The organism is Aurantimonas marianensis (assembly GCF_024195285.1).
Taxonomy (GTDB): Bacteria; Pseudomonadota; Alphaproteobacteria; order Rhizobiales; family Rhizobiaceae; genus Aurantimonas; species Aurantimonas marianensis.
Map to the genome: position 1 here is coordinate 26361 of NZ_JALHBS010000049.1, position 26014 is coordinate 52374.

General features: G+C 65.4%; 30 protein-coding genes. 13 read left to right on the top strand and 17 right to left on the bottom strand.

Annotated features, from left to right (window positions below; all coding sequences use genetic code 11):
• The first annotated feature begins 53 nt into the window (after positions 1-53).
• The 4 genes from MJ956_RS09400 to MJ956_RS09415 all read left to right on the top strand — a co-directional run bounded on the left by MJ956_RS09400 (position 54) and on the right by MJ956_RS09415 (position 3846).
• On the top strand, positions 54-1067 hold the full coding sequence (locus tag MJ956_RS09400; RefSeq protein ID WP_253964216.1) for a branched-chain amino acid ABC transporter permease: 1014 nt from the start codon (positions 54-56) through the stop codon (positions 1065-1067).
• A gap of 106 nt (positions 1068-1173) precedes the next feature.
• A complete protein-coding gene (locus tag MJ956_RS09405) occupies positions 1174-2313 on the top strand; it encodes a branched-chain amino acid ABC transporter permease (protein WP_253964251.1) in 1140 nt (379 codons plus the stop codon).
• A 10-nt stretch (positions 2314-2323) separates the two neighbouring features.
• On the top strand, positions 2324-3079 hold the full coding sequence (locus MJ956_RS09410) for an ABC transporter ATP-binding protein (RefSeq protein ID WP_253964217.1): 756 nt from the start codon (positions 2324-2326) through the stop codon (positions 3077-3079).
• On the top strand, positions 3076-3846 hold the full coding sequence (locus MJ956_RS09415) for an ABC transporter ATP-binding protein (RefSeq protein ID WP_253964218.1): 771 nt from the start codon (positions 3076-3078) through the stop codon (positions 3844-3846). The genes MJ956_RS09410 and MJ956_RS09415 overlap by 4 nt, the downstream gene beginning before the upstream one ends.
• Before the next feature lie 52 nt (positions 3847-3898).
• Here MJ956_RS09415 and MJ956_RS09420 read toward each other — a convergent pair whose 3' ends face one another.
• Together MJ956_RS09420 and MJ956_RS09425 are read right to left on the bottom strand one after the other, a co-directional pair.
• A complete protein-coding gene (locus MJ956_RS09420; RefSeq protein ID WP_253964219.1) occupies positions 3899-4546 on the bottom strand; it encodes a 2-dehydro-3-deoxy-6-phosphogalactonate aldolase in 648 nt (215 codons plus the stop codon).
• Positions 4543-5445, bottom strand: a complete 903-nt coding sequence (locus MJ956_RS09425; protein ID WP_253964220.1) for a 2-dehydro-3-deoxygalactonokinase — start codon at positions 5443-5445, stop codon at positions 4543-4545. The genes MJ956_RS09420 and MJ956_RS09425 overlap by 4 nt, the downstream gene beginning before the upstream one ends.
• Before the next feature lie 326 nt (positions 5446-5771).
• Between MJ956_RS09425 and MJ956_RS09430 the strand changes: the two genes are divergently transcribed.
• Positions 5772-6518 (top strand): SDR family NAD(P)-dependent oxidoreductase, encoded by a 747-nt coding sequence (locus MJ956_RS09430; protein WP_253964221.1) that lies wholly within the window; start codon positions 5772-5774, stop codon positions 6516-6518.
• A gap of 46 nt (positions 6519-6564) precedes the next feature.
• Positions 6565-7407, top strand: a complete 843-nt coding sequence (locus MJ956_RS09435; protein ID WP_253964222.1) for a fumarylacetoacetate hydrolase family protein — start codon at positions 6565-6567, stop codon at positions 7405-7407.
• A gap of 98 nt (positions 7408-7505) precedes the next feature.
• On the opposite strand, the gene MJ956_RS09440 is transcribed toward MJ956_RS09435, so the two are convergent.
• Both MJ956_RS09440 and MJ956_RS09445 read right to left on the bottom strand, forming a co-directional pair.
• Positions 7506-8321, bottom strand: coding sequence for a class I SAM-dependent DNA methyltransferase (locus tag MJ956_RS09440; protein ID WP_253964223.1), 816 nt, complete (start codon positions 8319-8321; stop codon positions 7506-7508).
• Positions 8322-8323: 2 nt separating this feature from the next.
• Positions 8324-8968 carry a pyroglutamyl-peptidase I gene (locus MJ956_RS09445; RefSeq protein WP_253964224.1) on the bottom strand — a complete coding sequence of 215 codons (645 nt, stop codon included), beginning with the start codon at positions 8966-8968 and terminating at the stop codon, positions 8324-8326.
• A 303-nt stretch (positions 8969-9271) separates the two neighbouring features.
• Between MJ956_RS09445 and MJ956_RS09450 the strand changes: the two genes are divergently transcribed.
• Entirely contained in the window at positions 9272-9487 is a 216-nt protein-coding gene (locus MJ956_RS09450) for a cold-shock protein (protein WP_253964225.1), read from the top strand.
• Positions 9488-9690: 203 nt separating this feature from the next.
• A complete protein-coding gene (locus MJ956_RS09455; protein WP_253964226.1) occupies positions 9691-10497 on the top strand; it encodes a BA14K family protein in 807 nt (268 codons plus the stop codon).
• 26 nt (positions 10498-10523) lie between these two features.
• Here the strand turns inward: MJ956_RS09455 and MJ956_RS09460 are convergent, their stop codons facing one another.
• The 3 genes from MJ956_RS09460 to MJ956_RS09470 all read right to left on the bottom strand — a co-directional run bounded on the left by MJ956_RS09460 (position 10524) and on the right by MJ956_RS09470 (position 12933).
• On the bottom strand, positions 10524-11162 hold the full coding sequence (locus tag MJ956_RS09460; RefSeq protein WP_253964227.1) for an MBL fold metallo-hydrolase: 639 nt from the start codon (positions 11160-11162) through the stop codon (positions 10524-10526).
• Positions 11163-11335: 173 nt separating this feature from the next.
• Entirely contained in the window at positions 11336-12007 is a 672-nt protein-coding gene (locus MJ956_RS09465; protein ID WP_253964228.1) for a spermidine synthase, read from the bottom strand.
• Positions 12008-12042: 35 nt separating this feature from the next.
• Positions 12043-12933: a branched-chain amino acid aminotransferase gene (locus MJ956_RS09470; RefSeq protein ID WP_253964229.1), complete on the bottom strand. Its 891-nt coding sequence runs from the start codon at positions 12931-12933 to the stop codon at positions 12043-12045.
• Positions 12934-13116: 183 nt separating this feature from the next.
• On the opposite strand from MJ956_RS09470, the gene MJ956_RS09475 reads away from it, so the two are divergent.
• The 3 genes from MJ956_RS09475 to MJ956_RS09485 all read left to right on the top strand — a co-directional run bounded on the left by MJ956_RS09475 (position 13117) and on the right by MJ956_RS09485 (position 15831).
• Entirely contained in the window at positions 13117-13665 is a 549-nt protein-coding gene (locus MJ956_RS09475; RefSeq protein ID WP_253964230.1) for a MarR family winged helix-turn-helix transcriptional regulator, read from the top strand.
• Positions 13662-14387 (top strand): response regulator, encoded by a 726-nt coding sequence (locus MJ956_RS09480; protein ID WP_423724828.1) that lies wholly within the window; start codon positions 13662-13664, stop codon positions 14385-14387. The genes MJ956_RS09475 and MJ956_RS09480 overlap by 4 nt, the downstream gene beginning before the upstream one ends.
• A gap of 172 nt (positions 14388-14559) precedes the next feature.
• Positions 14560-15831: an ATP-binding protein gene (locus MJ956_RS09485; protein WP_253964252.1), complete on the top strand. Its 1272-nt coding sequence runs from the start codon at positions 14560-14562 to the stop codon at positions 15829-15831.
• A gap of 6 nt (positions 15832-15837) precedes the next feature.
• Here MJ956_RS09485 and MJ956_RS09490 read toward each other — a convergent pair whose 3' ends face one another.
• The 5 genes from MJ956_RS09490 to MJ956_RS09510 form a co-directional block, all read right to left on the bottom strand.
• Positions 15838-16197, bottom strand: coding sequence for a tRNA-binding protein (locus MJ956_RS09490; protein ID WP_253964232.1), 360 nt, complete (start codon positions 16195-16197; stop codon positions 15838-15840).
• 4 nt (positions 16198-16201) lie between these two features.
• Positions 16202-17017 (bottom strand): pyrroline-5-carboxylate reductase, encoded by an 816-nt coding sequence (proC, locus tag MJ956_RS09495; protein ID WP_253964233.1) that lies wholly within the window; start codon positions 17015-17017, stop codon positions 16202-16204.
• A gap of 2 nt (positions 17018-17019) precedes the next feature.
• The gene (locus MJ956_RS09500) at positions 17020-17520 is read right to left on the bottom strand and encodes a type III secretion system chaperone family protein (RefSeq protein WP_206454212.1); all 501 of its coding nucleotides are present in this window, start codon (positions 17518-17520) and stop codon (positions 17020-17022) included.
• 277 nt (positions 17521-17797) lie between these two features.
• Positions 17798-18085, bottom strand: a complete 288-nt coding sequence (locus tag MJ956_RS09505; protein ID WP_253964234.1) for an accessory factor UbiK family protein — start codon at positions 18083-18085, stop codon at positions 17798-17800.
• Between the two features lie 163 nt (positions 18086-18248).
• Positions 18249-18914: a DsbA family protein gene (locus MJ956_RS09510; protein ID WP_253964235.1), complete on the bottom strand. Its 666-nt coding sequence runs from the start codon at positions 18912-18914 to the stop codon at positions 18249-18251.
• 222 nt (positions 18915-19136) lie between these two features.
• On the opposite strand from MJ956_RS09510, the gene MJ956_RS09515 reads away from it, so the two are divergent.
• On the top strand, positions 19137-19604 hold the full coding sequence (locus tag MJ956_RS09515; protein ID WP_253964236.1) for a BA14K family protein: 468 nt from the start codon (positions 19137-19139) through the stop codon (positions 19602-19604).
• 83 nt (positions 19605-19687) lie between these two features.
• On the opposite strand, the gene MJ956_RS09520 is transcribed toward MJ956_RS09515, so the two are convergent.
• Entirely contained in the window at positions 19688-21517 is a 1830-nt protein-coding gene (locus MJ956_RS09520) for an aminopeptidase P family protein (protein WP_253964237.1), read from the bottom strand.
• Positions 21518-21747: 230 nt separating this feature from the next.
• On the opposite strand from MJ956_RS09520, the gene MJ956_RS09525 reads away from it, so the two are divergent.
• Complete coding sequence (locus tag MJ956_RS09525) at positions 21748-21957, top strand: hypothetical protein (RefSeq protein ID WP_253964238.1); 210 nt, start codon at positions 21748-21750, stop codon at positions 21955-21957.
• 85 nt (positions 21958-22042) lie between these two features.
• Here MJ956_RS09525 and MJ956_RS09530 read toward each other — a convergent pair whose 3' ends face one another.
• From MJ956_RS09530 to MJ956_RS09545, 4 genes are all read right to left on the bottom strand, one after another.
• Positions 22043-22915 (bottom strand): 50S ribosomal protein L11 methyltransferase, encoded by an 873-nt coding sequence (locus tag MJ956_RS09530; RefSeq protein ID WP_253964239.1) that lies wholly within the window; start codon positions 22913-22915, stop codon positions 22043-22045.
• On the bottom strand, positions 22915-24810 hold the full coding sequence (locus MJ956_RS09535; protein WP_253964240.1) for a cation:proton antiporter: 1896 nt from the start codon (positions 24808-24810) through the stop codon (positions 22915-22917). Before MJ956_RS09535 ends, MJ956_RS09530 begins: the two co-directional genes overlap by 1 nt.
• Positions 24811-24942: 132 nt before the next feature.
• Entirely contained in the window at positions 24943-25542 is a 600-nt protein-coding gene (locus MJ956_RS09540; RefSeq protein ID WP_253964241.1) for an SCO family protein, read from the bottom strand.
• A gap of 116 nt (positions 25543-25658) precedes the next feature.
• The gene (locus tag MJ956_RS09545) at positions 25659-25997 is read right to left on the bottom strand and encodes a 2Fe-2S iron-sulfur cluster-binding protein (RefSeq protein ID WP_253964242.1); all 339 of its coding nucleotides are present in this window, start codon (positions 25995-25997) and stop codon (positions 25659-25661) included.
• Positions 25998-26014: the final 17 nt, after the last annotated feature.

A 26014-nucleotide genomic window follows, 5' to 3' on the forward strand; every position in this document is an offset into this window, starting at 1 on the left:
GTTGGCGGCCCCTCAAGCTATCGCCAGGATCGAAGGATCGATCAGAGGGATCTATGGACGCCATTATTCTTCAGGTCTTGAACGGGCTCGACAAAGGTGGCGCCTACGCGCTCATCGCCCTTGGGCTGACATTGATCTTCGGCACCCTCGGGGTGGTCAATTTCGCCCACGGCGCGCTGTTCATGCTCGGCGCCTTCTGTGCCGTGGCCTTCACGAAGCTGCTGACGATCTCCGAACGCATTCGCGACGAGAGCGTGACCTTCTTCGAGGCCTATAAGGAAATTCCCTATCTGGAGATCTGGTGGGGCGATACCGGCCGCATGATCGTCGACTGGGCGGTCCCGCTATCGATTCTGATGGCCATCCCGATCATGCTTTTGATCGGCCTCGCGATGGAGCGCGGACTCATCCGCTTCTTCTACAAGCGCAGCCACGCCGAGCAGATCCTGGTGACCTTCGGCCTCGCGATCGTGCTGCAGGAGATCGTCAAGCACTATTTCGGCGCCAACCCGATCCCGCTCACCGCGCCACCGGCGCTGGCCGGAAGCGCCGACATCGGCCAATGGTTCGGCGTTACCGGCATCAGCTATCCGATGTGGCGCATCGTCTATTTCCTGTTCTCGCTCTTCATCATCGCGGCCGTCTTCGCCTTCCTGCAACTGACCACTTTCGGCATGGTCGTCCGCGCCGGGATGGCGGACCGCGAGACCGTCGGCCTGCTTGGCATCAACATCGGCCGCAAGTTCTCCATCGTCTTTGGATTGGCGGCCGTGGTGGCCGGTCTCGCCGGTGTCATGTACACGCCAATCCTCGCGCCGAACTACCATCTGGGAATGGACTTCCTGGTCCTGTCCTTCGTCGTCGTCGTCGTGGGCGGCATGGGGTCGCTGCCCGGCGCTGTGGTCGCCGGCTTCCTGCTGGGTATTCTCCAGTCCTTCGCCTCGATGACCGAGATCAAGGCGATCGTTCCGGGGATCGATCAGATCATCATTTATCTCGTCGCCGTCGTCGTCCTGCTCGTCCGCCCGCGCGGCTTGATGGGCCGTAAGGGCGTCATGGAGGCCTGATCCGATGAACAGTGTTGCTTCTCCGTCGGCATCGACCGCCGAGACCGGTCCGCACCGCTCGCCCCCGCCGGCGACGAAGCGCCGGGGCAGCTTCTTTGCCGGCGCCATGGGAGAATACGTCTATGTCGCGCTGTTCGCGGCGGCGATCCTGACCATGCCGATCTGGCTCGCGCCGATCGGCGCCGGCTATCCGGACATCCTGCAGAAATTCGCGATATTCGGCATCTTCGCGCTCGGCTTCAACATCCTGTTCGGCTTTTCCGGCTACCTCTCCTTCGGCCACGCGGCGTTCCTGGGAGCGGGATCCTATGCCGCGGTCTGGATGTTCAAGCTGCTGTCGATGAACGCGATTTTCGCGCTCGTCTTCGCGATCGTCATCGCCGGCGTGTTCGCCCTGGCCATCGGCTTCGTCAGCCTGCGCAGATCGGGCATCTACTTCTCGATCCTGACCCTCGCCTTCGCGCAGATGTCCTACAACCTTGCCTATTCGGTACTGACGCCGATCACCAATGGCGAGACCGGCCTGCAGATTTCGCGCAGCGATCCGCGCATCATCGACCGTGCCTTCGGCACCGCGTCCGCGTCGCTGCCCTCGCCAAACTTCTTCGGGATCGAACTGCAGGGCTGGGCCGGCTTCTATTTCTGCGCGATCCTTTTGATCCTCGCCTTCTTCGTTGCGATGCGGATCAAGAATTCGACCTTCGGCATGATGCTGCTCGCGATCAAATCCAACCAGAACCGCATGGCCTTCACGGGGTTCAGCACACGTCCCTATCTGCTGACCGCCTTCGTCATTTCGGGCATGTATGCCGGCCTCGCGGGCGGCCTGCTGGCCGTCACCGATCCGCTGGCCGGCGCCGACCGAATGCAGTGGACCGCGTCCGGCGAAGTCGTTCTGATGACCATCCTCGGCGGTGTCGGCACACTGCTCGGGCCGGTCATCGGCGCGGCGGTGATGAAATATCTCGAGCAGATCTTCTCCTCCTTCAACGACAGCTTCCTCTATCGGACCTTCGATTTTCTGCCCGATTGGGCACAGGAGACGATGGTGGGGATCACCAGCCCCTTCGTCGGCGAAGGCTGGCTGTTGACGCTCGGTCTCTTGTTCATGCTGATCGTGATCGTGCTCCCGGGCGGGATCATGGAAGGGCTGCGGCGGATCGGCGGGATCGCCCGCAAGCCGAAGATGGCGGGCGAAAAGCAAATGCCCGACATGCCGCACTCGGCCCATTCGGCCGCCGAATAGAGGAACCGGCATGGATATTCTCGCGATCAACGGCGTCAACAAGCGCTTCGGCGGACTCAGGGCGCTCGACAACGTCAATCTGAACGTCAAAGAAGGGACGATCCACGCCATTATCGGCCCCAACGGCGCCGGCAAATCAACGCTGCTCAATTGTCTGGTCGGACGCATTATCCCGGACGAGGGATCGGTGGACTTCAATGGTCATCGGCTGCTCGGCCGGCACCCTCACCAGATCAACCAGGCCGGTATCGCGCGGGTCTTCCAGACCCCGGAAGTCTTCGGCGAGCTGACGGTCATGGAAAACGTCATGATCCCGGCCTTCGCTTCGACGGACGGGGCGTTTCAGATCAATCTGTGGAGGCGCGCGGCGGACCGCCGTCAGGTCGCGGCGGAGGCCGAGGAAATTCTCGAGGACCTGAATCTCATCGACCAGCGCGACCAGATCGTCAATTCGATGTCGCGCGGCGACAAACGGCGCCTGGAGCTGGCCATGTGCCTGGTCCAGAAGCCCAAGCTGCTGCTGCTCGACGAGCCGACCGCCGGGATGTCGCGCGCCGACACCAACAACACCGTCGAGCTGTTGAAGAAGATCGCCAAGCGCAAGATCACCAAAGTGATCATCGAGCATGACATGCACGTCGTCTTCTCGCTGGCCGATACCGTCAGCGTGATGGCGCAGGGAACCGTCATCGCCGAGGGTGCGCCGGACCAGATCAAGTCCGATCCGCGCGTGCAGGAAGCCTATCTCGGGGGGGCGCATCTATGAGCGAGACCATTGCCACGACGGAGCGGTCGTCGGCCGCTCGCCCATTGGCCGGGACCGGTGCGACACCGTTCTTCGCCGCGCGAGATCTGCACGCCTATTACGGCGAAAGCTACATCGTCCAGGGCGTTTCCTTCGAAGTGCGCGAGGGCGAGATCCTGGCACTGCTCGGCCGCAACGGCGCCGGCAAGACCTCGACGCTGCGCACCATCGCCCGCGCCGGCCAGCCCGAACTAAAGCGCGGCGAAATCTGGCTGGACGGCCAGCCGCTGCACCAGATGCAGAGCTATCAGGCGGCCCAGGTCGGTATCCAGCTCGTTCCCGAGGACCGGCGCATCATTGCCGGCCTGACCGTCGAGGAGAACCTCAAGCTCGCCCAGATCGAAAAGCCGGTCGGCTGGCCGCTGGAACGTATCTACGATCACTTTCCGCGGCTGGCGGAGCGCCGCACCCAGGAAGGCACGACAATGTCCGGCGGCGAGCAGCAAATGCTCGCGGTGGCGCGGGCGCTCGCCCGCGAGGTGAAGCTCCTGCTGCTCGATGAACCCTATGAGGGCCTCGCGCCAGTGATCGTCCAGGAGATCGAGCGGATCCTGGAGGAGATCAAGCAACTCGGCATCACCACGATCCTGGTCGAGCAGAACGCCATCGCCGCGCTGCATCTGGCGGATAGGGCGATCATTCTGGAAATGGGCGAAGTGGTTTTCGATGGCACCGCACAGGAGATCATCGACAACAAGGAATTGCGCCTCCAATATCTGGCGATCTGACGCCCCCGATGCGGGGAGCCAGCGCTCTCCGCATCGGTGTTCCGGCCCGGCGTTACCCAGCCGCGCCGAAGACGTCGTCATAGGCGGCGACCGCGCGCCGCGCTCTGCCCCGCACCGTATCGGCATCATCGCCCGGCTTATACAGCGACGAACCAAGGCCGAAATGGCGAACGCCCACCTTCCCGTAAGCGGCGAAGTCGGCCTCCGACACACCGCCGACGACCCCGAGGGGAACATCCTTCGACAGAACGGCCGAGATCGCCTTGACGCCATCGGGTCCGAGCACGCTCGCCGGGAAGAATTTCAGCGCCGAGGCACCCGCGGCGATAGCCGCCAGCGCTTCGGTCGGCGTGAATACGCCGGGCATCGTCACCATGCCATGCTCGGCGGCGCGGCCAAGGACGGCGGCGTCGACGTTGGGACTTACCAGCAGCGTGCCACCGGCCGCGTGAAGCGCGTCGACCTGCGCGCGCGTCAGAACGGTCCCTGCCCCGATCAGCACGCCCGCCGGCGCGAGCTTGGCGGCCACTTCGATCGAGCGGAACGGGTCGGGTGAATTCAGCGGGATCTCGATGGCCGCGAAGCCCTCCTCGATCAATACCGCAACGATCGCCTCGCAGTCGGGGGGCGGCAGACCGCGCAGGATCGCGACGAGGTCGCGTTTCAGCTTCGGCCAGCCGGCCGAACGATGCTTTGTCATGACAATATCTCCGTGGCGGCGGCGAACAGGCCGCGACGGACCAGAGCGTCGGCGTCCTCGACCGCAACCGCGATGTCGGCCGCCTCGCAGGCGGCCAGATAAATCTCCCGAAACCGTCCCGCGGCGACGAGCGTCAACGCGGCGACCGACTTGAACCGAGCGATCGCACCGGCAAACTCCAGCCCGACCAGGAGTCCCGACAGGGCCGACCCGCCGTCGTCGCCCACCGCCGGATCGAGCATGCTCCCGGCGCGAATGGCAAACAGTTGGTTGGTCACCTCTCCCGGCCGGTCCAGCGCCGCAAGGAAAGCGGCCATGAAGCACCCGCCATCGAACGGCCCCTGCGGCTCCGCCACCGAATGTCGCAGGATCGTCTGAGCTGCAATGGCAGCGAAGAGGTCACCGGTCATGAAGGTCGCAAAGCTTTCGATCTGGCCACCGTCGAGACTGACCCATTTGGAATGGGTTCCGGGCAGGCAGACGATCCGGCGGCCTTCACGCCCCGACAAGCCCGCAAGCTGCGTCTCCTCACCGCGCATCAGATCCGGACGGCCGGCCGTGCGCTGGGCAACTCCCGGCAGGACGAACACAGGGCGGGAATGATCGGATACGCGTTTGGCGCGGATGACGATCCCCGCCATGGTCGTCGGCGTGTCGACATAGGGCGCCTCGATCCAGCCCTGCCGCGCTCCGACCATGCCGCAAGCGATGACGGGAAGGTCAGGCGCGGCGCCAATGGCGGCCAGATGGGCCTCCAGAACAGGACCGAAGCCGCCTGTCGCGATCGTGGCCATGCCTTCTGCGCCGCGGCATTCGGCAAGCACCGCTCCGGTCGAGTCGAGCAGCCACAGCCGGAAACTCGACGTACCCCAGTCGACCGCCGCGCAAAACGCGCTCATGGCGTCGTTTCCGGCTGACTCTCGGCGAGGAAATTTCCGCCGATAAGCCCGCCTGGCCATTTGTTGCCTCGCATCGCGTTCGCTCCTCGCCGGCATCGTCCCGCCGCAGCCTCAAATCCTTACCTCTTTGCAAAGTGCTTCTTCCATCGAGTTTTCGGCAGCCTTGCGAAGCGGCGAGACGGCTATCTGGCACAGCGAGCCCTTCCCCGCCAAGCTCGGCTCCGACCAGTGTCCCTTGCTAACGTATACATTGCGCGGGTAACGCTGATATGGCATGAGCCCGGCAAGAAGCCCGCTGGGCTCCAGACTGGCAAGGGGGGAGGACCATGAACCAAATCGATCTCGAGGGACGCACAGCGATCATCACTGGCGGCGCGCGCGGCATCGGTCTCGCCACCGCCGAGCGGGTACTCGCCAGCGGCGGCTCCGCGGTGCTGTGGGACGTAGACGGCGCGGCGATCGAGGAGGCGGTGGCGCAGCTCGGCGCACGGGCCAGCGGCCAGGCGGTGGAACTGACCGACGCCGATGCCGTCACCGATGCCGCCAAGGCAGCCTTTGCCGAGGCCGGGTCGATCGATATCCTGGTCAACAACGCCGGCATCACCGGGGGCAACGGCAAGACCTGGGAGTTGGCGCCCGACGTCTGGCGCCGGACCATCGAGGTCAATCTCGTCGCGCCGTTCCTGACCAGCCGGGCCGTCGTTCCGCTGATGATGGAAAAGGGCTATGGCCGGATCGTCAACGTCGCCTCGATCGCCGGCAAGGAAGGCAATCCCAACGCGTCGCATTATTCTGCCTCGAAGGCAGGCCTCATCGGCTTGACCAAATCGCTCGGCAAGGAACTGGCCGGCACCGGGATCCTGGTCAACTGCATCACCCCGGCGGCCGCCCGCACCGCGATCTTCGACCAGATGAGCCAGGAGCACATCGACTACATGCTGTCGAAAATACCGCTCAATCGCTACGCCGAACCGGCCGAGGTCGCCGCGATGATCGCCTGGCTCGCCTCCGAGGACTGTTCGTTCTCGACCGGCGCGGTGTTCGACATTTCCGGCGGCCGCGCCGTCTACTGAGGCGCCGACGCTTCACCCCATCACGTTAAAAGGACGGACAACGCACATGAAACTCGTTCGCTATGGCCCCTCGGGCGAAGAAAAGCCCGGCCTTGTCGACGCCAACGGCACGCTGCGCGACCTTTCCACTCATGTCGGCGACATCGCCGGGGAGGTTCTCTCCGATGCCGGGCTCGCCAAGCTGAAGGCGCTCGATCCCTCCAGCCTCCCCGTCGTCGACGGCTCGCCGCGCATGGGTCCCTGCGTCGGGCAGATCCAGAAGATCGTCTGCATCGGTCTCAATTATTCCGACCATGCGGCCGAGACCGGTGCCGAGGTCCCCAGCGAGCCGATCATCTTCGCCAAGTCACTCTCGGCGCTCTGCGGTCCCGATGACGATGTCGAGATGCCGCGCGGTTCCAAGGCGCTCGACTGGGAGGTCGAACTCGCGATCGTCATTGGCGCCAGGGCGAAATACGTCGAGGAAGCCGACGCAATGAACCACGTCGCCGGTTTCGCGATCATGAACGATGTCTCCGAGCGCGACTTCCAGACCAAGCGCATGGGTCAGTGGACCAAGGGCAAGAGCCATGACACGTTCGGTCCGCTCGGTCCCTGGCTGGTGACCCGTGATGAGGTTCGGGACGTGCACAACCTCGCCATGTGGCTCGACGTCAATGGCGAGCGCCGCCAGACCGGCAATACCAACACGCTGATCTTCAGCGTGCCGCACGTCGTGTCCTATCTGTCGCAATTCATGACGCTGATGCCGGGTGACGTCATCTCGACCGGCACGCCGCCCGGCGTCGGCATGGGTATGAACCCGCCAACCTACTTGAAGCTTGGCGACGTCATGACGCTCGGGATCGAAGGGCTCGGCGAGCAGCGACAGACGGTCATCGCCGGGTAAGGGGCAACGCTGCGGCAGTCGCGATCAGCGCCGCGGCAAGGGTCCCCGCCCCGCGGGCGGTCTGGTCCACGACCCTTCCTTGGCGGTGACACATCGGGTCACCGTCGCCGCGCCACCACCAGATGGCCAGGAGCCGGCTGCCCCTCCTGGAAGCGGACGACGATCGGTCCGCATTCCAGGCAATCGAAGCCATGCGCGGCGAGCCGGTCCACGAGATACGCCTCGCGGTGATGGAAGCGCTGGTGCGGGCCGACCATGAAATCGCGCCCTGCAAAGGTCGCCTCGGACAGCGTCTCGGTAGAGAAACCGAAGATTCCGCCGGGCGCCAGCCGTGCGGCGGCCCCGGAAAACAGCCCATCGAGGCCCCCCAGATAAGGCAGCACATCGGCGGCGACGAGCAAGTCGAAGACTTCGTCGTCGTCGAAGTCGGCGAGGAAGCCGACCGCCTCGCCGATATAGAGATCGTCGTAGATGCCCTTGTCGAAACAGGTCTCGATCATGCCTTCCGACAGATCGACGCCGATCAGTGTCGTCGCCCTATCCCGCAGCGCTTCGCCAACAAGCCCGGTGCCGCAACCCAGATCGAGCACGCGCCTGTAGGGACCGGGAGCGATAGCCGCGAGCCGGGCCGCCATCAACCCGGGCACGCCGTAGCCGAGCTGGCGCACCAGTATGTCCTCGAACGCCTCGGCATGTTGATCGAACAGCGTCGCCACATAGGCCTCGCCGGCCGATTCCGGCGCCTCGCCGAGCCCCATCGCCGCGATGCGCACCGCCGCGCCGCCATGGTCCTCGGGATCGATCGCAAGACATTCGCGATAGGCTTCGGCCGCAGCCGCGTGCGCGCCGGACTTTTCAAGCGACAGGGCCCGTTCATAGGCTTCCGTCAACGCCGCTTCGTCGAACCCGCTCATGGTTATGCTTCCTGTCTCGTATCCGCGCCGGCATGCAGCGCCGTTGCAAGCGCCCGGGCGGCTCGTTCGAGGGTTGCCGCCGGCACGCTGCAGAACACCTCCGGCAGGGTTTCGCTCGCGACGGTGTCGGCCACGGCCTCGTCGCTCAACGGAACATGGATGAAGCCGAAGCGTCGCACGCCAAGCGAGGCGGCATGGTAGGCAAGGCGGTAGAAGGTATCGTTGCAGAGATAGCCGCCGGCGTCGGTCGACCACTCGAAGGAGGCGCCGGCGTCGCGCAAAGCGGCGGCGACGTCGTTCCATGGAAGATTGGCCGGCAGCGACTGGGGACCGTCAAGCACCGCCGGTCCCGACGGGAAGCCGCCGACAGCGTCCACCCTGCCGAGTTCGCGACGATTGCGCGCGACAAGTTCGAGGCGAAGGCGTTCAGCGCGCTGGTGGAGACCGAACAGCATGACGGTCGCCGGGCGGACCGCTTCGATGGCCGCTCTCAGCCGTGGCCAGCTCGCTTCCCAAGCAACCGGCAGAACCTCGGCACGAAGTGCTCCCGCCTCGTCTTGATCGCGCTGCAGGGAAAGCGCGAGATCCTCGGTGGGGTTGCGTGGCGCGCCTGGAAAGGAGGAAAAGCCGGCGAAGAGAATAGACATGGAACGCATGAGCCTGAACGGGAATGGCGGGCGGCGCGGGAATCGCTGCGAGACCGTCCGTCCCGAAATGAAACGTGAAGCTTGCCAAAAAACTTTTACTTGCAACGCCCGGCGCGGGATAGCATTCAAGGCATGTTTGGGCAATTTCGCGAACAAAGGTAATGGACGAACTGCGTATCGGAGGCGCCTCCTCCGGGTGGTATACCGAAACCGGATACCACGATGTATCGGTTCCCTTCCTCGTCAAGACTTGCCTGCCACCGCCACAAGGCGACACGTAATGCCAGGATAAGGACTCCGATAATGGCACAAACCGGGACGGTCAAATTCTTCAATACCGAGAAGGGCTTCGGGTTCATCAAGCCGGACGACGGCGGCGCGGACATCTTCGTTCACATCTCGGCGGTGCAGGCGTCCGGCCTGCCGGGCCTTGAGGAGAACCAGAAGGTGTCTTACGAAACCGAACCCGACAAGCGCGGCAAGGGCCCCAAGGCGGTCAACCTCGAAGCGGCCGACTGACGGCGGAGGGATACGCAGGTGAAGCCGGCGCGAGAGTGCCGCGCCGGCACCAAAAGCTTGGGATAGCCCGCCGCGCGTCGCACGGCGGGCTTTTTTGTCTCTCACCGCCGTGGTGGAGTGCCGGAACGGAACAGAATCGTCTGGCACGCAGCGTGCAAGGGCTCTGCCGAATGCCTCGAAAGGGGCCTAAACGGGAGAACGTCATGCAAAGCCGAAACCGCTTGGCAACGCGCACGACCGCAGCCGCGCTGTCCTTTCTAATGCTGGCCTCCGTGCCCGCTGCGAGCGAACAGTCCCTCGACAGCGGTGGCCTCGGCGTCAGAACCGCCCAGATCATCGACTTTTCCGCTCAGGGCGAGGAATTTCTCGAGGATGGCGGCGGCATTCGGACCGCGCCCGATATCTACGTCACCGACGAGCGGGAGGAGTTTCTTGAAGATGGCGGCGGCATCCGGACCGCTCCCGATATCTATTCCACCAATGAACGCGAGGAGTTTCTGGAGGACGGCGGGTCGATCAAACTCAAGCCGAATTTCGACGTACTCACCGTGCGTGGGCGAAACCGCGCGTGGCGCGTGGTCGAGCGGCGGGGCATGTCGACCCGCTCGCAAGGTTCGTTCACGACGATCTCCACCGGGTCTTCCGGTCGCCCCGCCCTGCCCTCCCGCGCCACGACATGGAAGCGCCAGCACGGCTTCGATGCGGTGCCGAACGGACCGCGGATCATCGATGTCGCGAGCGAACGGCTGGATCGCCGTCCCATGCCGGCTTCCGGCATCGACATCATCGAGACCGGCGGCGCCAAGATCATCCGCATCGCTCCGGACTACGACCGGCATGCCGCCGCAGCTTCGGATCGAAGCGTGCCGCCCGCTCGCAAGGCGCGCGCCGGTGAGCCGTGGACGCCGCAATGGCTGAGCGCCTGCACCCGCGCCCATCCCAGCTTCGACCCGAATTTCGGCACCTATGTCGACGCGGCGGGCAATTCCCGGTTCTGCATCGGCGGTTGACTGCCGGGCCCGACGGGGCGCGGCTATCAGGTCAGAAACGGGTTGGTGCGTCGCTCGTCGCCGAGGCGTCCGCCCGGCCCGTGACCGCAGATGAAGCCCACGTCGTCGCCGAGCGGCAGCACCTTGTCCTTGATCGAGCGGATCAGCGCGGCATGGTCGCCGCCCGGCAAATCGGTGCGTCCGATCGAGCCGGCAAACAGGACGTCGCCTGCATGCAGGAACTTCGCCTGGCGGTGAAAGAAAACGACATGACCGGGCGCGTGACCCGGCGTGTGCAGCACCTCGAAGACATGCCCGGCGAGGCCGACCGTCTCGCCCTCCTCCAGCCATCGGTCCGGCGTGCAATTGCGCACTGCCCCGTCGACGCCGAACATCTGCGCCTGGGCCTCGAGGCCTGACAGCAGGAACGCATCGTCACGATGGGGACCGACGATGTCGACGCCGAGCCGCTCCTTCAGTTCCATGGCACCGCCCGCGTGATCGATATGGCCGTGGGTCAGCCAGATCGCCTCGATGGCGATGCCGGCGGCCTCGATCGCCGCGACGATCCGGTCGACATCGCCGCCAGGGTCGACCACGACGCCGGTCTTGGCCTCGGTGTCGTAGAGGATGCAGCAGTTTTGCTGGAACGGAGTGACGGGAACGATCTGGGCACTGAGTTGCATCGAAATGGGAGTCTCCTCAACCAGTTGGGCGGCGCGGTTAATCTCAAACGTTAGTCAAGATCGCGCGGCCACCGTGTTGGACAGGGGAATAACCGCCGCCGCTCCTTGGCGCAAATGCGGCTTGGCTCAAGGTGAAATCCCGGCACGGGATCTGATTTCGGCGGCGCGCGGACCTATGTGGTCGCGATCCAGATGACGTGGCGGGCACCGCGGCCCGTGCGGCTGGCGCGCACACGCGACTCGTCGACGCGGAAGCCTGCCTTGCGAAGCCGTCCGGTAAAGCCGCTGTCAGGTCCCTGCGACCAGACCGCCAGCACCCCGCCGGGACGCAGCGCGCGCCGCGCCGCCTCCAATCCCCTGAGATCGTACAGGCGGTCATTGGCGTGGCTCGTAAGGCCCTCGGGGCCGTTGTCGACGTCGAGAAGGATCGCGTCATAGGCTGCCCGGGCGCCGCGAATGAGCTCGGCGACGTCCGTCACCGCGATGCTCACGCGAGGATCGTCGAGGCTGCCGTCGAAGAGATGCGCCATCGGGCCTTTCGCCCAGGCGACCACCGCCGTCACAAGCTCGGCGACTGTGACGTCCGCGTCGCTGCTAAGATGAGAAAGGACGGCGCGCAGCGTAAACCCCATGCCGAGCCCGCCGACCAGCACGTGTGGCGTCGCCCGATCTGCGATCGTCTCGCAGGACAGGCGCGCGAGCGCCTCCTCCGAGCCCGAGAGCCGGCTGTTCATCAGCTCGTTGTCGCCCAGCATGATCGAGAACTCGGCGCCGCGCCGCATCAGCCGAAGCTCGCCCGTCGTCCCGGGAATCGACGCGCTGTCGAGCTTTTGCCAGGGGATCATCGCCGCATCGCCGTCCGATCGGCTCGCTGGGCGCCCTACTCCGCCGCCGCGCGCTGCGGATGTACGGCGGCTGTGTAATCCTCGACCAGCCGCCGCGTCGTCTCGCCGGGCGTGAACCGCCAGTCGGCGATCTCGGAGACCGGCGTCACCTCGGCCGCCGTGCCGCAGAGGAAGCATTCCTCGAAGCTTGCCAGCTCCTCCGGCATGATCACCCGCTCCTTCACCTCGATGCCGCGCCGGCGCGCGAGATCGATCACGGTGCGGCGGGTGATGCCGTCGAGGAAACAGTCGGGCGTCGGCGTATGCAGGACGCCGTCCTTGACGAAGAAGACGTTGGCGCCGGTCGCTTCGGCCACCTGACCGCGCCAGTCGAGCATCATCGCGTCGGCATAACCCTTGGCTTCCGCCGCGTGCTTGGAGATCGTACAGATCATATAAAGGCCGGTGGCCTTGGCCTTGGAGGGCGCGGTGCGCGGGTCCGGCCGGCGATATTCGGCCAGATCCAGCCGGATTCCCTTCATGCGCTGTTCGGGATCGAAATAGCTCGGCCATTGCCAGATGGCGATGGCCACGTTGATGCGGTTCTTCTGAGCCGACACGCCCATCATCTCCGAGCCACGGAAGGCGATCGGCCGGACATAGGCATCGGCGAAACCTTGCCGGTCGAGCAGTTCATTCGTCGCCGCGTCGATCTCGTCGGCGCTATAGGGCAGCGCGAAGCCCAGCAGGCGACCGGACTCGATCAAACGCTCGGTGTGTTCGCGCAGCTTGAAGACCGTGCCGCCATAGGCTCGCTCGCCCTCGAAAACGGCGCTGGCATAATGAAGTCCATGCGTCAGCACGTGGATCTTGGCGTCCTTCCAGGGCACGAACTGGCCGTTGAACCAGATTTCGCCGTCAAGCTGGTCGAATGGAACATTGCTCATGGTGCTCGCGACGCCTCTTCCGGCGTCCTCCCTATCATCGTCTGGCGGCGGTCGACTGTCGGCCGAGGGGTGGACCCGCGTCAATGTCTCTCGTCCATGCATGGCGGATCAGCGACGGTTTCCACTCCTCGCCGTCCGGTGTAACAATAGTAGGAAATTACGTCAATGGTACTGACCTAAATTATGGATGCTGCCCTGACCTCCGATGTGCGCACGGACGATGCCGCCGAAGCCATTGTGCGGGAGCCCCTGCCGACCTTCGGACATCCGGACTTCCGGATGATCGAGCTGTTGTTCTTCGCCTATCGCGAATTTACCGCCGATGCCGACTCGATCCTGGCTCGCTACGGGTTCGGGCGCGCCCATCATCGCATCCTGCATTTCGTCAATCGCGCCCCCGGCATGACCATCACCGATCTCCTCGACCTCCTGCAGATCACCAAGCAGTCGCTGTCGCGGGTGTTGCGCCAGCTCATCGACGATGGCTTCATCCGACAGATGCCGGGGGCGGAGGACCGCCGCCAACGCTGCCTCTATCCGACCGTGAAGGGGCGCGAACTGACGCTGGAGCTCTCGCGCGCCCAGGCCCGCCGGATCGAAGCCGCGTTGAGCGATGCCGCGCCCTCCGACGCAGCGCCGATCGGCGCCTTTCTCAGGCAGATGGCAGCGGATCGGCCGGCGACGCGGGAATGGTTCGCGAAGCAAGGTATCAACTGGAAAGACCCGCTATGAACGAGTGCGCAACGGAGACCTCGGGCGAGATGACATCGCTGGGAGACGATGCTCCCCACATTCTCGTCGTCGATGACGACCGTCGTATCCGCTCGCTGCTGTCGCGGTTCCTGTCGGAGCAGAATTTCCGCGTCTCGGTGGCGGCCGATGCCAGGGAGGCCCGGCGTATTCTCGAAGGGCTCGACTTCGATCTCCTGATCGTCGACGTGATGATGCCCGGCGAGAACGGCATCGATCTGGTACGGGCGTTCCGCGTCGAGCGCCAGTCGCCGGTGCTGATGCTGACGGCGCGCTCGGAGACCGAGCAGCGGATCGAAGGGCTGACGGCCGGCGCCGACGATTATCTGCCGAAGCCGTTCGATCCGCGCGAGTTGCTTCTGCGCATCAACAACATCTTGCGGCGCGGGAGCCCGGCGCCGATCCAGAAGCTGGAACATGTACGCTTCGGCCCGTTCACCTTCACGCTCTCACGCCGCGAACTGAAACGCGGCCCGGAGGTGATCCGTCTGACCGAACGCGAGCAGGAGATGATGTCGCAGTTCGCCGGCAACCCGGGCGAGACGATCCAGCGTCAGGATCTCCTCGGCGACGAGACGGATGTAGGGGAACGGACCGTCGACGTCCAGATCAACCGCCTGCGCCGAAAGATCGAAAGCGATCCGGCGAACCCCTTGTGGCTCCAGACGGTGCGCGGCATCGGCTATCGCCTGAACACCGATTGAGGCCGGAGCGTCCGTGACCCTGATCGAACGCCTCATCCAAAAGCGCCCGCGGCGGTTCGGGACGCGGTTTCGGCGTCGCGCGTGGCCGCCGCGCTGGCGATTTGGCAAACTGCCGACGATCGACATCTGGCGCGGGCCCCTGCGCCCCCTTCCGCGCATCACCCAGCGCTTCATGCCGAAGGGGCTCTATGCGCGCTCCCTGATCATCATCATCGCGCCGGTGGTTCTGCTGCAGGGCGTGGTGACGGTGGTGTTCATGGAGCGGCACTGGCAACTCGTGACCCAGCGGCTGTCGACCGCCGTGGTGCGCGACATTGCGGCGATCACCGACCTCGTCGAAGCGCAGGTCATCGAGGTCGCCCGCGACCGGCTTGGCCTCAACGTCTCGGTGCTGCCACCCGAACCATTGCCCGCCCTCGCTCCGAAGCCGTTCTTCAACATCCTCGACGGCATCCTCAGCGAAGAGATTACCAAACGGATCGGGCGCCCCTTCTGGATCGATACGGTCGGCCAGTCCAAGATCGTCGAAGTCCGCATCCAGTTGGACGGCAAGGTTCTGCGCGTCTTCGCGCCGCGCAACTCCGCCTATGCCTCGAACACCCATATTTTCCTGGTGTGGATGGTCGGCACCTCGCTGGTGCTGATGATCATCGCCATCCTGTTTCTGCGCAACCAGATCCGCCCGATCCAGGCTTTGGCGGCGGCGGCCGAAGGTTTCGGGCGCGGCCAGCCGATGCCGCCGGATTTCCGCCCGCGCGGCGCCTCGGAGGTTCGGCGCGCCTCGCTCGCCTTCATCCAGATGCGCGACCGCATCGAGCGGCAGATGGAACAGCGCACCGCCATGCTGACCGGCGTCAGCCATGATCTGCGAACCATCCTGACACGCTTCCGACTGCAGCTTGCGCTGCTCGGCGAAGGCGAGGACCAGGACGAGTTGAACGCCGACGTCGACGAAATGCAGCGCATGCTGGAGGGCTATCTCGCCTTCGCCAAGGACGAAGCCGCCGAGGAGGTCGGTGAACTCGACCTTGTGCCGGTGCTCGGAAAATTCCGGACCGAAGCCAAGTTGAAGGACAAGCAGATCACGGTCGAAATCGTCGGCGATCCGCGTCTCGCGGTGCGACCGGATTCCTTCACCCGCATGGTGACCAACGTCGTCACCAACGCCTTGCGCCATGGCGACCGCGTCCGCGTCCGCGCCCGCCATGAGGGGCGATGGCTGACCATCACCGTCGAGGACAACGGGACCGGCATCGCCGCCGAGCAGCGCGAGGAAGTCTTCAAGCCGTTCGTACGGCTCGACACCGCCCGCAACATCGACAGCGGCGGCACCGGCCTCGGCCTTGCCATCGCGCGCGACATCGCCCGCGGCCACGGCGGCGACATCCTCCTGTCGGACAGCGAGCTTGGCGGCCTGCGCGCACTCATTCGCGTGCCGGCGTAGCCCGGCTCAGAACATCCGGCCGCCGTCGGGCACATTATGGCCCGGCCCCAGCAGCACGACCTCGCCGGCCGCGTCCGGTACGCCGAGGGTCAGCACCTCCGACATCATCGGGCCGATCTGCCGCGGCGGGAAATTGACCACGGCAAGCACCTGCCGGCCGATCAGCGCCTCGGCGCCGTAATGCGCGGTGATCTGGGCGGAGGATTTCTTGCGGCCGATCGGCGCGCCAAAATCGATGGTCAGGCGAAACGCCGGCTTGCGCGCTTCGGGAAACGGCGCCGCCTCGACGATGGTGCCGACGCGAATGTCGACCTTCATGAAATCGTCGAAGCCAATCTCCGGCGCCGGACCCTTGTTCGCTGTCATTCGCCTATTCCTTCGACAATGCCTCGGCGCGGTCGCGCGCGGCGCCGACGGCGCGCCGCATCAGCAGCGCCAGGCCATCGGCCGCCATCAAGACATCGAGCGCGGCCTGGGTGGTGCCGTTCGGCGAGGTGACGTTTCGGCGAAGCTTTTCCGGCGTGTCCTCGGAACGGATCATCAACTCGCCCGCCCCGGCGACGGTGTGCCGCGCCAGCCGCATCGCGAGATCGGCGGGCAACCCCGCTGCCTCACCGGCTTTCGCCAGGCATTCGGCGAGGTAGAACACATAGGCGGGGCCGCTGCCCGAGACGCCGGTGACGGCGTCGATCAGGGCCTCGCTCTCGACCCACTCCACCGGACCGCTCGCCGACAAGAGACCGTCCGCGACGGCGCGCCCCGCGACCTCGACCCGCGCATTGGCAAAAGCGCCAGTGATGCCCCTGCCGATCAGCGCCGGCGTATTCGGCATGGCCCGAACGACCGGCCGCTCACCCAGTATCGCCTCGATCGCCGCAACGCTGGTGCCGGCGGCGATCGAAACGACGAGGCTTTCCGGTTCGAGCGCGGCGCGCAACGCCGGAAGCGCCTCGCCCATCATCTGCGGCTTCACCGCCAGCAACGCGATATCGAATGCCTCGTCAGGGACGTTCGTCTCATGGCGGACGCCATAGCGGTCGATCAATGGGCGCAAGGCATCGCCGACCTTCGGATCGACGACGACCACGCGCGACGGTTCCAGCCCGGTCTCCAGCCAGCCGCCGAGCAGCGCCGCGCCCATGTTGCCACCGCCCAGGAGCAGGATGCGCTCGTGCGCGTCGGCCATGCTCACGCTTCGCCTTCGGTCTCGAAAATCGCGCAAGCCAGCGCATCGTCGGCCATCTTGTCGGCCCACACGACGAACTGGAATGCCTGATAGAAGCGCTCGCAGCTTTCCAGTGCCGTCGCCAGCATCCGCTCGGCTTGCTGGCTGGTCGGCTCGGCGCCGCCTGACAGAAGCAGCGCGTGGCGGAACATCACCGCCCCCTCCTGCTGCCAAAGGTCGAAATGTCCGACGAGAAGCTTCTCGTTGATCAGCGCCAGCAGCCGCAGCACTTCGGAACGACGATGCGCGGGAATCTTGAGGTCGAAAGCGCAGCCCAGATGCAGCGCCTCGATATTCTCCAGCCAGGAGAACGACACCGAATAATCGGTCCAGACTCCGGCCACCGCCACCGCGATCTCGTCGTCGCCCGAGCGTTCGAACGCCCATTCCCGGGCCGCCGCGACCCATTCGATCATATCGACCGGATGAGATTGCCTCAAAGAGGCAAATTCAATCAGACTCATGCCAACGTCCCCGTATCCATTTCGGCGGGGATGCCGATTGCCGCCAAGGCGCCCCGCGGGGGTGACGCCGCCACCGCTCAGCGTCGAATCACCCTTATGAATCAGCATATAGACCGGGAGTCCTCGCGCTAAGGGGCGTTAACCAAATATTCACCACCAATCGATTTCGCTGGTCCGGGGAAGGGCTTCGCCGGGAGTCTTAAGCGACTCTCGGCAAAGGATAATCCGGCTCGGCCGTAGGCGGTTCGAAACCTGTTGATTGCCTGTGGAGAACCTGTCAGCCGGCCTTCTGCTTGGCGCTTGGCACGCGTGCCTCCAGGTCATCGAGCCGCTTCTTCAGGACCGCGTTTTCCATGCGGGCCTTGGCCGCCATATCGCGGACGGCTTCGAACTCCTCGCGCTGGACGAGATCCATCTGATTGAGGAAACGCTCGCCCTGCGCCCGGAACGCCGTCTCCACTTCGCGCCGAACCCCTTGGGCGGCGCCGGCGGCGTCGGTCATCATCCGCGCGAACTCGTCGAGCATGCGATTGGGGCCTTGCCGGCCGGGGCCTGAAGTGGTCATCGATCGTCTCCGCTGTGCTAGGTGCGTGTTCGCTGCGTTGGGAGTTAGAGAGCCCCCGCCCGGAAGACAATGGCCGGCCCGGGCGGAAGACGGCAGGCACGATACTCGGGAAAACCGGGCGACGCTTTGATCCTACCTTAGCGCCGCGACGCGCCCGGTTTGCTCACGCCACCGCTTTATGTTGCTCGAGCCACGACCCGATCCGCGCGAGGATTGGCTCTGGCGGCTGGTAGCCCGCCGTGACGAGGGCGTAATTGCCGTCCGCCTGCGGCCCGGCGATCAGGGTCGGAAAGCCGGTGACGCCGGCGCGCTGCGACAGCGCGAAATCACCCAGCGTTTCCTGCCTGGTTTCCTCCTTTGCGAACGCCGCCAGAAACGCCTTGCGATCGAAGCCCAATTCCGCCGCGAGATCGGCCAGTGTTTCGGCGTCGGTGACGTCACGGTTCTCGGCATAGAACGCCCGGGCGATCCCGTGTTCGAGCGCGATGGCTTTCTCTGGCGCGAGTTGACGGCCGGTCACGACCGCACGAGCGGCCGGTTCGGTATCGTAGACGAACCCGTCCCGCTCGAAAAAGGAGAAGTCGAAGGGCTGCCCCGAGGCGTCGCGCACATGCTCCCAATGGTTGCGGATATCGCCTTTGGCGCTTGCGTCCATCGGCTTGTCGGTAAACGGCCTCAGGCCGCCGAGCACGAGGCGGATCGCCAGATCCGGATAGCGCGCTGTGATCGCCTCCACCACCGGCGCGAAGCCCCAGCACCATGAGCACATGGGGTCGGCGAAATAGATCAGATGGGGATTTTGCGGAGACGGCGACGGGTTGTCGGACATGATGGCGGAGGGCCTTTCGGGTCATGCGTTGCGTTACAGCCTCGCGCCCTTCACCTGTCGCGCGGGAGACCTATCGGCAAGGGTTCGCGATCCACGGCCTGAGCCACCCGCGCGACTTCGAACTCCCGGCCACGCTTTCGTGAGCTGCCGTTTCGTTCAGGCGCTGTTCAGCTTCCCGATCGTTACCTAGTTACTAACATATTGGTAATGTAGGAGGTCGACATGAATTTCTTCAAGCCACTGGCTGTCAAATCCATCGCGCTGGCGCTCGCCCTGTCGGTCGCGCCGGCCACCGTGCCCGCCAATACCCCGCTCGTTGGAATATCGCAGGCCGAGGCCGGTCACTATGGCGGCGGGTCCTTCGGCGGCGGTCGACACTATCGCGGAGGTCGTTATTACCGTGGCCACCGTGGCTTCCGGGGTGATCGCCGTTACTACCGGCGCCATCGTGGCCTCGGCTCGGGCGGCGCCGCGATCATCGGCCTCGGCATCGGCGCGGCAATCGCCAGTCAGCCGCGCTACTACCGCCCGGCTCCGCGTTATTACCGCGCCGCCCCGCGCTATTACCGCACCAGGCCGGCGGCCTGGACAGGCGAGTGGTATCGCTATTGCGCGGCCAAGTACCGGTCGTTCGACGCGCGCTCGGGAACCTTCCAGCCGTATCATGGCAGGCGACGGCTTTGCCGTTGAGCGCGCAGGCGCTCGATGACCGCGTCGCGGACGCTTCGATCCGCCATCGGAATTGAACGTCCGGGCGTCACGCCGGGCAACCGCTATCGGATGCCAACGGGTCGGGTGGCGGCCTCCAGCCAGCTTCGATCCTCGGCCGACATCAACGGGGTGAGGGATAGCCTCACCTCGGCGTGATAGGCATCGACCCAGTCGACCTCCTCCCGGCTCATCAGCGTCGGCTCGATGAGCCGGCGGTCGATCGGCGCGAACGTCAACGTCTCGAAGGAATGCATCGGCAGATCGCCGCCCGCGATCGGACTTGCCGGCTCGACCAGGATCAAATTCTCGATCCGGATGCCGAAGGCCCCCTCGCGATAATAGCCCGGCTCGTTGGACAGGATCATGCCGGCCTCCAGCACCGCCATGCCGCGCCTCGAGATCGACTGCGGACCTTCATGCACGGCGAGATAGGAGCCGACGCCATGGCCAGTGCCGTGGGCGTAGTCGCAGCCGGCCTTCCACAGGGCGATCCGGGCAAGCGGGTCGAGGTCGACGCCGCGCGTGCCCTTGGGAAACCGCGCCGTGGCAATGGCGATCATGCCCTTCAACACGAGCGTGAATTTCATCCGCATCTCGGCGCTGGGTCCGCCGATCGGGACCGTGCGGGTGACGTCGGTGGTACCGTCCTCGTACTGGGCACCGGAGTCGAGCAGAAAGAGCTCACCCTCCCCAAGAGGCCGGTCGCTCCCCCGGTTAACGCGATAATGCACGATCGCGCCGTTCGGGCCGGAACCGGCGATCGTATCGAAGGAAATGTCCTTCAAGGGATGCCCGTCGCGTTCGCCATATTCGGCGCGCAACGCTTCCAGTCGCTCGGCCGCGCCGATCTCCGTAACGCTTCCCGGCGGCTGCCGATCGAGCCAGGCAAGGAAGCTTGCGACCGCGGCGCCATCGCGCCGATGCGCGGCCCGCGAACCGGCGATCTCGCCGGCGTTCTTGATCGCGCGCGGCAGCCGCGCGGGGTCCGGCATATCGACGAGCCTGCCGCCGGCCGCCGCGACGATGTTGGCCAACCGCGCGGCGCCCAATTGCGGATCGAGGCCGATCGCGCGGCCGGTCGCCTCCCGCTTCAACGCCGCCTCGAAATCGTCCGGCGATGCCAGATCGCAAAGCGCCGCAAGACGCGCGCGGATCTCGACGTCGAGCTTGTCCGGATCGACGAACAGGGTCGGGCGACCCTCGGCGCGCAGAATTGCGAAGGCGAGCATCAGCGGCGTGTGCGGAACGTCGGCGCCGCGAATGTTGAAGGCCCAGGCGATCGACGCGGGGTCGGTGAGAAGCGCGGCATCGGCCTTCGCTTCGCCGATCCGACCGACCAGATCGGCGAGCTTGTCTTCCGCCGGACGTCCGGCGAAGCGCTCGGGATGGACGACCGCCCTCGCCTTGGGCGGCGCGGGACGCTCGTTCCAAATCCGGTCGATCGGATTGGCTTGAAGCGCGACGAGTTGCCCGCCGACCGCCTCGATGGCGTCGGTCAGCGCCCGCATCTCCGACACCGTATGCAGCCAGGGATCGAAGCCGATCCGCCTGCCGGGCGCGGCCGCCTTCAAGAAGTCGGCCAAGGACGTGTCCACCGAAGAGACCGGCTCGAAAACCGCCAGATCGACCTCCGAGCGGACCTGCAAGGTGTAGCGCCCATCGACCAGAATCACGGCGCGTTCGGCCAGCACCACGGCTACGCCCGCCGAGCCGGAAAAGCCGGTCAGCCATTCGAGCCGTGCCGCCGATGGGGGAATATACTCGCCCTGGTGCTCGTCGGCGCGCGGCACGATGAAACCGTCGACGCCGGCTTCGCCGAAACCGGCACGTAGCTGGCGGACCCGCCCGGCGCTGCGCGAAAAATCGGTGGTCTGATCGAAATTTTGAAACATCGGCAGCTCTGTCGGGAAACGAAGAAAACGGGCGGCGCGATCGGCGCCGATCGCGGGACCATAGGCGCATGAAGTCGGGCGGGAAAGGTTAACAATGACTAAGCGCGCGTGCCGTTGTGCAATGCAATAACGGACAGGCACCTATGCAGGAATGACTCTACCTAGCGCGCCCTCCAGGTCGCATATTGGTCGCAAGGGGAGGCCAGCGAACCGCATCAGGAGATATTGCGATGGCCACGACGACCTATACCGAATTGTCCCACCGCGGCACCGGCCGCTCGAAAGGATTCATGCGCAGCATGCTGGATCGCATGATCGAGGCGCGCGAGCGCGAGGCCCGCCGCTACATCGAGGATCGCATGGCGTTCCTCGGACGCGATGGCTTCGAGCTCAGCGGGCGCGAGTCGCTTTTCGAGGGACGCACGCCCGAGCGTCGCTGATCCCGCGGCATCTCAAGCAGAACAGAAACGCCGGCCGCAAAGACTGCGCGCCGGCGTTTTCACGTCGTGAAGCCGCTCACTTCACTTACCGGGCTAGATGCAGCGTCACCCAGTCGCCTAGCACTAGCGTGCGCCGGTGAAAAAGCCCTTGCGCGCGAAAGGCCGCCAGGACCGCGTCCCGCTGGCTGACCAGAATCCCCGATAGAACGATGTCGCCGTGCCGCGCCAGATGCCGCGCGAATTGCGGCGCCAGCCGCATCAAGGGTCCGGCGAGAATGTTCGCGACGATCAGCTCGAACGGGGCGCGTGTGCGAACCGACGGCGCTGCGAAGCCGACTGCGGTGACGCTGGTGACGAAGGGGGCGACGCCATTGGCGACGACATTGGCCTTGGCGACCCGCACGGCCACCGGGTCGATATCGGTCGCAAGCACTGGCACGCGCGCGAGCTTGGCCAGGCCGATCGCCAGGACCGCGCTTCCCGTTCCGAGGTCGAGCGCGTTGCGCGGACGGCGCCGTGCGACGATCCGCCCCAACATCGTGAGACAGCCGGCCGTCGTGCCGTGATGACCGGTGCCGAAGGCTTGTCCCGCCTCGATCTCGATGGACAGGTCGTTGGCGGCGATCTTGTCGCGATCATGCGCCCCGTGGACGAGGAAGCGGCCGGCACGCACCGGCTTCAATGCCTTGAGAACGTCGGCCATCCAATCCTTGTCGGGAAGATCCTCGCGCTCGATCCGACCCGCCAGGGCGGGACCGACCGCCTCGGCGAAAGCCCGTTCCAAGGCTTCCGCGTCGGCGGTGTCGAAATAGGCGGAAACCTCGAACAGCCCTCTCGCCTCGTCGATTTCGCTGATGGCCACCGGCAAGCCCTGTTCTTCGAAGGCCCTGTCCAGCGCCTCGTAGACGGCCTCGGCCTCGGCCCTGCCGGCCCGGAGAAAGCAGCGCGACTGTCTCATCAGTCGGCGGCCGCGACGTTGGCGGACGCTGCTTCGGTGGTCTTGCGAGCCTTTTCGGCGCGGGCCTCGCGTTCGGTCGTCGTCGCCTTCACGATCTTATCCTGCTCGCGCTCGGGCCGGGGCGGGCCAAAGGATATGATGGTGTCGCCCTCGTCGGGCTCACCCGATCCTTCGGCCGCGGCGAAGACGAGACTTTCCGATGGCTTTATCCACAAGAGGACGTGAGTCTCCTCCGGCCGGGTTTCGGCGAAGCGCTTGTACCCGAACTCATCGGTCAACCGCGTCGCCTGGAAGATCCAGCCGTCGACGATGAGATCACGCAACTGGGCATAGCTCTTGCCGGGTTTGAACAAGGGCAAGCCGCCGATGGTGAAATTCATCGATTGACGGTCGGAGGCGCCGAAATCGCCGATCTGGAACACATCGGAACGGCCGATCTCGGGCGCGAAATCGGTACAGATCAAGGTGTTGTAGGCGTCGTTGTCGGTCGCGGCCACCATGTGGTCGAAGCGCGAGAGATTGAGCGAGTGGTGCGCCTGTTCCGACAGGATCTCGCCGTACCAGACCTCGACTTCGGCCAGCCGCGCCTCCGAGATGCGCGACCAGTTGCCGTCGGCGATGAGGACTGGAACCTCCAGTGCCTTGAGCCGCCGGGCGAAGGCGATGGTAAAGCGCGAGGCGCCGACGAAAAGGACGCCCGGCCGGTCCGCCGACCTGAGATCGAGAAGCCGTGCCAGAGGCCCGAGCGAAAAGCCGTGCAGGATGATCGTGGCGGCAACCAGAGCGAACGTATAGGCGATCATGCGGTCGCCATCGGTGACCCCGATCCGCGTGAGCGTCGCGCCGAACAGGCCGGCGACCGCAACCGCGACGATACCGCGCGGTGCGATCCAGCCGACGAGCAGCCGCTCTTTCCAGCTGAGCCCGGCGCCGATCGTCGCCACGAAAACCGCCAGCGGCCGCACCACGAACAGCACGATGGCCAGAAAGCCGACGACCCGCCATTCGAGGCTGCGGATCACGTCCATCTGCAGCGAGGCTGTCAGCACGATGAACAGGCCCGAGACGAGCAGCGTGGTGATCGTCTCCTTGAACCGCCGGAGTTCGGTAATGCTGGCGATCCGGGCGTTGGCCATGGTGATGCCCATCACGGTGACGGTCAGAAGCCCCGCCTCCTCGAGCACCAGATTGGTGATCGAATTCATCGCGACCACGGCCGCGAACAGGATCGGCGCCTTCAGATATTCGGGAGCATGGCCCCGGCTGAACAGCCAACTGAGCGCGCGCCCCGCCGCGATACCGCCGGGAACCGCGATCGCGATCGCCAGGATCACGTTGAGAATCAGGTTTTCGGCCTCGTGCGCCCCGGCGAGCACGAGGAAGGTTTCGAACGAGATGACCGCGAACAACGCGCCGAGCGGGTCGTTGACGATCGCTTCCCATCGGAGGATCGACGCCGGACGGGTCTTCAGTTTGGCGTGGCGCAAGAGCGGCATGATCACCGTCGGCCCGGTGACCACCAGCACTGCGCCGAGGATGATCGCGGTCGGCCATGACAAATTGCCGACATAATGGGCGGCGAGCGCGGTCATCAGCCAGACCAGCGGCCCGGAGACGATGACGATGCGCCGCACTGCTTTCGACGTCTCGCGGATCTCGCGGAAATTCAGCGTCAGCCCGCCCTCGAACAGAACGATCGCGACGGCGGTCGACACCAGCGGCGTATAGAGGTCGCCGAAATCCGCGCGCGGATTCATGAATCCGGTGAACGGGCCGAAAAAGAGACCGACGGCGAGCAGGATCACGATCGCCGGAATCTGGAGGCGCCAGGCCAGCCATTGCGAGGCGATGCCCGCGGCGCCGATGAGCGCGATCTGGGCGGCGAGATCATCCATGTACGATTATCCTTGCGAACGACGACGCCCAACTAGGCCGGAACGGCGCGAAGGAAATGGGCGGTGCGATTTGCCAAGCGGCGACAAGGGCCTCTGCTCTCACGGCGCCGCATGCTTGCTTCGGCCCGGGTGTCAAAGCCCGACGAGCCGATCCAGCTTGGCGCGCGCCGTGTCCGACTTTTCACCGTAGGCCAGCGTCCCCGCCAGCGCGCCATCGGCGTCCAACAGAAATGTCGTCGCCGTATGGTCCATGGAATAGTCGGGGCCGTCGCCCACCTTCGCCGAATAGACGCCCCAGCCTCTCAGCATCGCCGCGATCTTGTCCGGCGCACCGGTGACCGCGGTGATGTCCGGGCCGACGGCGCTGACATAATCCTTGAGGATTTCGGGCGTGTCGCGTTCCGGATCGACGGTGACGAAGACAAGCCGCAGGTCCTTGCCCTCCTCCTTCAGACGCTTTTGATGACCGGCAAGCTCATAAAGCGTCGTCGGACAGACCTCCGGGCAGTGGGTGAAGCCGAAGAACACAGCGGACGGCGTCCCTTTCAGATCGGCCTCGGTGATCGCCGCGCCGTTCTGATCGACGAGCGCGAAGGGCGTCCCGAAGGGTCCCTCGCCGCTGACCGGGCCGACCGGAGCGTAAAACAATACCAGCGCCGCGACCGCGACCGCGCCCGCGAGCAGCGCCACGACGGCCCAAAGACCGGCTCGAAACAGCGAAAGTCCGTTCATGTCGCTATCGTGCACGGGTATGTTCAAGACCCGGCCCGCCTCTCCCGCGCATCCGATTGATATCGGGACGCGAATAGCATGACCGCCCCGCCGGATGCGAGACCCCAACTCCAGCTTCACGATCTGTTGCCCGACGGCCGGAAGTCGGCGAAGGGATTTCGATACAGCTCGTCATGGCTCTCGACGCCGACGGCGATGACGCAGTCTGAACGGGGCCGGGCGACACACAAGAGGATATACCCCGCCACGCTCTGCCGCCGGTTCAAGGCGGTCCCTTTCGGCTGGCGTACCTTGCCCGAGATCAATCGCCCGGCGCAGGTGATGCAGCCGCCATAGCGGCAGGCGACCGGCAGGACGATCCCGGCGGCCTCGGCGGCGTCGAGTATCGGCTGGTCCTCACCAACATCCAGGACACGGCCGTTCCGATTTGCCAGCGTGACCCGCCACGTTTTCACCGCCCGCGCCGTCGATC